This is a genomic window from Vibrio sp. 11-4(1) (assembly GCF_013048625.1).
Lineage (GTDB): Bacteria > Pseudomonadota > Gammaproteobacteria > Enterobacterales > Vibrionaceae > Vibrio > Vibrio diabolicus.
Map to the genome: position 1 here is coordinate 356,786 of NZ_VHSY01000001.1, position 8,197 is coordinate 364,982.

General features: G+C 42.7%; 3 protein-coding genes. All 3 read right to left on the reverse strand.

All coding sequences use genetic code 11. From position 1 onward, the window contains the following. Positions 1 to 77: 77 nt before the first annotated feature. Genes FKN16_RS01485 through FKN16_RS01495 form a run of 3 tightly spaced genes read right to left on the reverse strand, consistent with a single transcriptional unit; the run spans position 78 to position 7,717 of the window. The gene (locus FKN16_RS01485; protein WP_170901839.1) at positions 78 to 4,769 is read right to left on the reverse strand and encodes an OmpA family protein; all 4,692 of its coding nucleotides are present in this window, start codon (positions 4,767 to 4,769) and stop codon (positions 78 to 80) included. Then, entirely contained in the window at positions 4,762 to 5,997 is a 1,236-nt protein-coding gene (locus FKN16_RS01490; RefSeq protein ID WP_102387268.1) for a hypothetical protein, read from the reverse strand. Before FKN16_RS01490 ends, FKN16_RS01485 begins: the two co-directional genes overlap by 8 nt. A gap of 1 nt (position 5,998) precedes the next feature. After that, positions 5,999 to 7,717 (reverse strand): hypothetical protein, encoded by a 1,719-nt coding sequence (locus FKN16_RS01495; protein WP_170902004.1) that lies wholly within the window; start codon positions 7,715 to 7,717, stop codon positions 5,999 to 6,001. Positions 7,718 to 8,197: the final 480 nt, after the last annotated feature.

The following is an 8,197-nucleotide window of genomic DNA, read 5'->3' on the forward strand; positions in this document are numbered from 1 at the left end:
AAGCGAGAAGCGAGAAGCGAGAAATCTTACTTCAGTTTCCATTGGTAAGAAAAGAAAAACCGCCCGAAGGCGGTTTTTTATTTGTTGAGAATCGACGCTTCAATGATGGTTGCCAAGTATGGGTCTCTAATCCAAGTTACCAAACGTTCTGTACGCTCTGCTGGTTTAAGTTTTGCCCAGTTGATGTACATATCTTTATCAACTTTATAGCTTGGGTCTTCACAATCAGAAAAATAAGGTAATTCATCTACATTTTTGTACTGCCTTCCTAACGACATCTCAAAGCTTCCAAGTTTGAACGGCGTTTTTTCCGCTGTATTGCGTTGTGCTAGAGAAGACACCTTTAGAACTGCTTCTTGGAATCGACCAGATGTCGAAACAACGGGTCCAAATGGTCGAAGCCCCTTGATTTCTTGCCCGTTCAGCGCTTTAAATGCGAACTCGAAACGAGACGCGTAGACCACCTTACCATCGAAATCTTCATCCATGTCTATGTTGGATAGAGCCTCAGAGACAAAATCCGCATCTATATTTTTGTTAACCACATCGCTGTCATCTAGCGTCCATTTAGAACCGTCCTTCTTTAGTATCCCAATATAAGTAAGGTTACTTAGATACTCAGGACCAGCGGTAGTTTCAGATCCGAATACGGCTTCATTATCAAAAGTGGTAGATAGCTTTAGTGAAACTGGAACACTCTGCCATTCGAGGTTTTGTCCCTCATACGACTCTTTTCTGTGCTTGCCACCAATAAGCATAACTTCCATAGCGAATGACTTATTCGAAGTCCAATCAAAGCCTTTGAGCTCATCTGCAGTAGTGAACATACTGTCCTCGTTCATAAACTGTCGTTTATTCCCGTAGTTGACCGCAATCGCACTGTGCTTAATGTCATCGATAACAGGCTTTGTCGGGCCTTTATGAACTTTACTATGTAAGACAAAATCTAGCGTTAACAAATCTTTCTCTGACACACTATTTCCGTTCGCTATAAAGCCCGATTTAGCAGAGAGTGTATAGTTATGGTTTGTATCGACCCCTACAGGAATCTGTCTAGGTGACGTAATAAATCGTCCGACTGTCTTGTCCACTCGTACTGGTAGCTTATAGTTGCTTCCAGATAGAGTGAACTCATAGGTCATATTTTTGAAGCCACCGCTGTTTACATATTCTTTGAGTACATCTTGTTGGGAGTTAATTTTTATCACCTGCCCAAAAATCGGACCGAGAGCAACTTTAGATAAGTAGCCGCTATAATCGACTAAATCATGCTTGGCGATCAAAGGCTTCACTCCAGAGAAGACATCATCACCAAAGTAAAAATACGGCTCAAACTCACAACCAATAAGGACTTTGCTGTCTACTTTTTCCGCCTCAAAAAATTCGGCCAACTCACCTTTGGGGTCTACACTAAATTCCTCGTGTTTCATCGGTTTGAACATCAAATTAAACTTAGGTCCACTGGTATTAAGTAAACCGTCAGTGCGCTGATAAGACATCTCACACTGAAACACATTTGACGTCATCTGTTTTAGACTTTGTTTGCGTAACACCATTTGCCACTTCAAACGGTGGAAAGGCGATAATCGCACCTTTTTATTTGCTTTTAATCGTGCCTTCTCCCACTCATCAAAGGTGCCCCATTTAGAATTGTCATGAGGCTCAGAGACTAATAATCGAACGAACCCTAGGTCCTCTTCTGATAATTTTTTAGACTCAACATTAAACTGTGTCGCAAACTCCACTAAGCCTCGTTGTTGATCGCGATTATAGAGCTTGTCTTGCACTGGAAACGCGACATTAAACGCCCCAGAAACATCTTTCCTTTTTGGAGCAATATAGTTGGCTTTGTTACGAGTAATGATTTGTTCCGCTATTTCTTCACCGTAACTTTCAACTAATTGCTTGTGTCCCTCACGACGCATGAGTTCTTGGAGCCACAAGTTACACAAGTTTTCTTTTAACTCTGTGTTTAATATCCAGCCATCGGTTTCAATATATCGCTGAATGTATTCATCGATGGCTAATACTCGCCACTGTTCCGTGAACTCTTGTTCGCCCTCAGCACAAGCTCTTTGAATCAAAAGCACCAAACCATTAATAGCAAGTGCACGGCGTTGATAGCGCTTAATCAGCTCCTTTGCACCCGTAGCTTTTCCTAAGTGCTCAACTAACGCATCTGATGACGTAAAATACATCTCGGTCAATTGAGTATTAATTTCAGCCAATGAATCAATAATCTCTGTGGTTTCATGGCTAAGTTGTTCAATTGCAGATATGCTTTTTCTAACTTCGTTGTAGGAAGACAAGTAATAATCAAAGAGTGCAGAGTCAAGCAACTGGGCACCACTCATCAGCATTTTTCCGCCTTCTTTGACAACGAAAAAGCCTCTTGCTGCCTGCCCTATTATCGGAACATAGCAAGCCATACCAACGATCATCTCGAAGATAGCTAGCTTGAGCTCTTTTGCAATTGCTTCTTCTCCCAAGTTCGCATTTAACTGAGCTAAACGCGCTTGCTCCATAGCCTTAAAGCCAAGTCGACTCGGTGGAATTCTCGCCGCAAACTCTTGGAGGTAGATTCGAACTTCAACACGTCGGTTAATATTAAGTTGCGCGTTTTCGCGTTTGATTTCGTTGTTTGGTACCTCGACTATTGGTCGACGTTCGCCAAAGAATCGAATATCACTGACTGAAGAAAAGAACTCAGCAACATGCTGCGCTCGCTGTTGCGAAAGGTTTTGGTTATATTCTGAATCACCGTTTTGACAGGCATGCCCTTCGATTTCAACAACGGCATTTGGAATCTTGGATAACTCTTTATCGACAGCAGCTAAATATGACAAGTGCGGGGCTTGAACCTGGTTGTTATCAAAAGGAAAAACCAAGCGTAAACCAGCACCTTTATGGTCTTTAACAAACATTGCACTGTCTTCAGCAACGTCATTCGGAATGCTGTCAGTAAACGTTACATTGTCGCCTAACTTATCTATGATTTGCTTAAGTAGTAATTCCCCGCTCTTCAGACTTTCTTTCCAGACTGGTACCCAGTTCAGATAATCGCGTGATACCTGCTCAAAATAACTTTTCCTGAGTTTAGCTTTCTCTTCTGCTAAGCGTAATTGCTCGCTTTTGTCAGTGATCTCTTTTATCTCATAGAAGGTGTTAATTGCATTGAGCCCGGCACCAGCAAAGGGCGACAAAAAGCTTTTGACACTGCCGTTACCTGTCAACCACGTTCTAGCAGCACTCCCCGCCACAACGTGGGCATTACCATTTCTCGCAGGTTCAATAACCTTGGTAAAGAACTTACTTTTATCAAACCCTTTCTCTTTGAGAAGCGTTTTTAAGCCCACTTGAGCTGCACGCTCAGATTCCGATGCTGCTTGGCGTAAATCTTGAAGAGTTTGGTAAGCGGCTGCAGTCGCCGATACCCCAAATGAAAACTCCAATGCCGAAATCATGGCTGGAGGTAATGCGCCCTTGTCTACTTGCCCCCAAAACGTGTTTGCTAAACTCCCAATCACATCATGTTTACTTGATGGGTTTTGATGAATATTAATGCCAGCATTAACCAAACTTGGTGTAACTTTTGTGCCAATCTCCCACAGTGCAGCACTCATACTGGCAGTCGTTCCGCTATTCTCTAGGTTTTCAAGCTCCCCCATTCGGAAGGCTTGTAGAGCTTTAAACTGCGTAGGAAATTGGTATATCAAAGACTCTTCAAGTGAGATCATGTCGCCCGCAACAACCGCGATCTTACCAAACGGTGTCGTTTGGCTAAGCGTGATGTATTCTCGTAGCTCGTAGCTGACTCTAGTAGCATCACCAAATTCATCATACTCTTTGGTTACATTAGTGGCATTCTGTGCAAACTCAGGTATCTCATCGATGAGGTCAACATCAAAAACCACTTCAATGGTGTACATGCCATCAGTAAAAACCTCCGACGCCAACGGAAACAAAGCTATTGGACGATGCGAATCACTGTTTCGGTCAAGTTGTGCTTGCGTTATGATTTCTTCGTCTTGCAGGTTGAGGTGCTGTCCGCTCTCCTCATCAAAACGAGTAACTTTAACAATTGCATCAGCATACTCTTGTGTTGAAAATACTACTGCGAGAAATGAGAACGTGGGTACAATAAAGCCACGAATGGACTCATCCTCGGGAACAGAGTCATACCATTTGTTATATGTAACTTGCTCATCCGTTAGTGCTTGAGTGCCCGCTTCATATTTAGGCGCGAGTTGTGAGCGTTTTACTTCTGCGACAGCGTATTCCACTTTTTTTTCTAGCGAGTTCAGCGTTTGCTCACCGTCATACCCCTTTAGCTTTTCTAAGATAGAGACAAGGTCTGCACACGCCTTTTTGATTGGCCGAGCCTTACTCTGTGCACCAATCGCTAACTCTGTAAGCATTGACCACTCAGGAAAGGACAGCTTGTACGTCTTCTGTGCTAACTCATGTACTGGCGAGCGTAGTACCAAAACCTGATTGATATTGGTTTTTTGATTTTTCTGAGTAGAATCACCCAGTACATGTAAACGGCCTAAATCGTCTGTCGCCCAAAGGGCTGCGCTTTCCTCTCCTAAATTTATGGCAATAGGAAGCCGTGACATAGGGCGGATATTTTTCAACTCTTCCAATGAAGTCAGGTCTTTTTCGATGTTGAGTGCTTTATATCGAGGGTTCTGTGCATCCCCAACATTAGGAAAATCGACACCAAACAAATAGACATCTGTTGGTAAATACTTAAGGTCATTACTCATCGTTTTCTACCTCCAGAAAACGCCCGCCGTCAGCATCGGCATTATAAAGCACTGGGGTTTTAGCAACTCTGCCAGAATGAATCACCTTCCATGACTGAGCGCCATTTCCATTCATTTCATAACGGTAATCTGCCCCATAACGTCTTATGGTTATTTTTGCTGCTCCTCTCTGTGTTTCATTACCGTTGTTACTGATATTTACAACTTTCGCATAAACGTTCTTTTCATCGCCTTCCTTAGAAAACGCAAGCCAAGTTTGATCCTCAACATTGATCAGCACCTTACGATACGAGTTTATGCCCCATACATATTTACCATTGGGGCTGATAGCAATTTGGCGGTAGATGCGCTTCTCAATATCGATGGAGTCTTCAAACTCTTTTTCAGGTAAAATCGTGTATAAGCGTTTGAGTGTCTTGGCGTCATAAACCCCAACCCCCAAGCCCGCAGCATTGATTAACTTGCCATCTACAATGACCGTATCTTCAGACAACGGTACATCTACCTCTTCTTTGGTTCCCGTCGCGAGTGTGTATTTAAAGCGCTTAAAACCGTCTGAGAAATAGATGTAGCTAGAATCGTCCGCCCAGACCAAATATGGCTTAGTACTCGCGCTACCCAGCTGAATGGTCTGTTGCGTTTCTAAGTCAAAGATTGCCTTTATCAAAGGCCCACCAAAGCTATAGGCATAAGCCACATAACGATTATTGGGTGAACGACTCGTCACATAGTTCTGTGGTGAAGCTGTACTTGGTATATCATCTGTGACTAAGCGTAAATCTGTCCCATCAATTTTCACGCTCCAAATTTTGTAGCCGTTTTCGTAATCATTTACGAGTGGGTCGTTAAACTTAACATTATTCCACCAAAACTGAATTCGAGGTTTGTCATAGGAGCTTGCATCAGATAAGTCTTCACGAGGCCACTCTTTTGCTCGGCGTACGGCATAACCTGGTTTGACAGGAAGCGTACCTGGGTATTCAGGCTTAGACAGATCTTCAGAGTAAACAATAAAGTTATGCTCACTTTGCCATTGGCAGCGTGGTCCTGTCACATCTTTGCGTTCGAATGACGTTGTTTCACCAACGTTGTAACAAGCCTTTTGAGCGGGTTCTTTTTCTACGGATTGTGTTGTTGCAGTATTCGAAGTTTGATTACTTTCTTCACCACAGCCTGTTAATAACATAACTGTCGAAAGAAGCGTGATACTTAACGTTGTTCGTTTCATTTTATAATAGTTCCGTGAGTTCAATGTCTTGATAAATTACTGACATTAAGACCGTTTTATCTAAGTTATGAGATCGGCAATGACGGGTTAGATTGACCCTTTTAACTTCTGGTAACCAACCACTAAACACGACTTCTTTGCAATACTGATCCACAAACTCAGCCTCGCGCAAAAAAATCTTTTGGCTCCATGTTTCATCAACACACGTCAGTTGGAAATAATCATCTGGTTGATCGCACTGAGGGTTACTTTTATACGTGATTACAATGCCTTCACTTGGGGAGTTAACAACAACGGCAGCAACACCCTGTTCTTTTTGACTGACAATATTGTAATCTGATTTGCTTGGCGCTTGAGTATCTAGATTCGGCAGCGAAATCACAGGTTCGGATCTCGCATCAAAGTTGTGAGCAGAAGAATAATCACAGAGGTCTACTTCAACCGCTTTTTCATTATTCCCGCTCTTTAATTCATTGAGTTGCTGAGTATTGAGTTGAGTCCGAGAATAGTAGAGAGCAACATCACTTTGTACGCTACCGTTTATTTTGTATGGAAGCCAAATATGAGGCAAAGGAACACCAAGTGGCTCTCTCTTTGTTTTACTTCCAGCCTTAAATGGACTCAATTCGGTTTGAAGTAATTCTGTGTATGTTTCGCCTTCGTTAGGCCAACCAGCGACCACTACCTCGACTTCTTCTGCAGTAAGACCAAAAACACGGGCGCAAGCGTATTCGTCCAACACACCCTCATAGACTTTTTTACCGTCTTGGCACAACTGAAACGCTTCCCCTGACAGAAATGCTTCGGAGTCTTCATCATATAAGCTAATATCGACCGATCTTTGAGGCGAGGACTTAGTGCTTTGGTAGAGTGATAGATCGACATCCGAAAAGCGTCCGTCGTTTTGAACTTGGATTTCTCGCCAAACTTCTGATTGCCAAACGACATAAATATAACCGCGGTCAATAGATACATACCCAGAATCACTCTTATTAACTGGAACTACCGGCACCATCACGTTATCCCACTCATCCATCTGAGTATCTTTATCAACGGGTTGCAGGTCTTCGGCGAGTTTAAGCAAAATTGGCTGAGGCTGGTCGGAACAAGGGATTTTGATATAGAGCGTTTTTCCCTCAGCCTCGAGATCTTTAAATGTCGCGAGGCTGCGGTGTTTATTTTCTGTATCGGCCTTGCCTACAGTAACTTTTTCTTTTTGAGCTTCGGTTTTTCCCAACATCAAACATGCAGCATTGCTAGACCACTGCCCCGCAAACTCGACAACAATTTTTTGGTCTGGGCTTGGCTCAGAAGGTACATGCGTGTAACTACGAACTAAAGCAACATCGTCAGTAACCTGCTTGTATCCTGCTTTAAAAGCTTTGCTTTCATTCGAAGCAGATACAGAGTCAACGAGTGATTTAAGTCTAGGGAAGCTTTGCAGCTGAGAGTCCGTCAATGGCGACCGACGAGCAACGGTAGATAATGACACCCAATTGCCTTTTCCCAATTCGATTCTTATAGCAGCTAGCAATGCGCTGGTCGTTTTTTTGGCAGAGATGGAAATCTTTTGCGCCAACTCTTTAGGGAGGTTTCTAAGGATGTCATCTGAATTGCGCAAACGTGAAAGCTGCCCTATACACTCGTCCGGTGTAAGAACATAAGATAGCTCGTTGGAGGATAGCTTCGAGCTAGGTATAAATTTGCAAACTAAATGCATTTGAATTCTCCACAACCAACATCGTAAATATGGCTGCGGTGACAATTAAGCTGATAAGGCTTACAAGTACGATTTGGTCTGCGTATCCTACTTACTTAGCCATTTATTTTCAACGAGATAGAAAAATCACCCGAATTCAAAAACACCAAACAAATGGTGATTTTTACTATCAAAACATGCGATTTAACCACAATAAAAGCCAGTAACATCACCCACTTTGTCAAAATGGTAAAATCTTACTCTCTAAAAAAATTTAACTTATGGACTGAAGTTAACAAAAATCGTAATAACGTGAGCTTGAGGTAAGCGCTCGGAAAGTCAGAAGCTGATGAGATGCCCTCCTCAGCAACAAACAACAAATTGACTGTTACTGAGGAAGTTTAAATAAAAAGGTGAGCGCATTACGCACTCACAAAAGTAACTGCTCTGAAGCTTGCTAGGATTAAATTTGCTTCATCGCGAGTTAAAGAGGCGAGGTAT